Source organism: Streptomyces sp. SID13726 (assembly GCF_010548375.1).
GTDB lineage: Bacteria > Actinomycetota > Actinomycetes > Streptomycetales > Streptomycetaceae > Streptomyces.
In genome coordinates this window covers 1-439 of record NZ_JAAGLY010000464.1, presented here as the reverse complement: position 1 = coordinate 439, position 439 = coordinate 1, and the positions used below count along the sequence as shown (strand labels likewise).

The 439-nt window shown below is 74.5% G+C and carries 1 pseudogene; it reads left to right on the top strand.

Going from position 1 to position 439, the window contains the following annotated elements:
* A pseudogene (locus G3I78_RS48600) lies at positions 1–439 on the top strand (collagen-like protein); the annotation flags it as partial.

Genomic DNA, 439 nt, shown 5'->3' with positions numbered 1-439 from the left:
GCGGGTACGTCGGTTCCGGCGAGGGCCGCAGCTCAGGGAACGGGTGCGGCGGTCGCGCCCGGCTGGAGCAGTGCCAAGTGTCCTGAGCCGGACGCGAGGACGCTGCCGGCGAAGGCTCCCGGCAAGGCGGCCAAGGCGGCGAAGGCCAGGAAGGCGGCCAAGCCGGCGAACGCGTGCGGGCCGAAGGGCGACCGGGGTCCCCAGGGGCCCAAGGGTGACAAGGGTCCGAAGGGTGACCGCGGGCCGCAGGGGCCAAAGGGTGACAAGGGTCCGAAGGGCGACCGGGGCCAGGCCGGGCCGCACGGGCCGTGCGAGGACATCGACACGGCCCTGGGGCAGAGCGACACGGAGTTCAGCGCCGTGCTGCACCGGGGGCGGACCTCCCTGGGGGCACGGGAGACGAACACGCCGGTCGGTCCGTACACCTGGAGGGACCTCA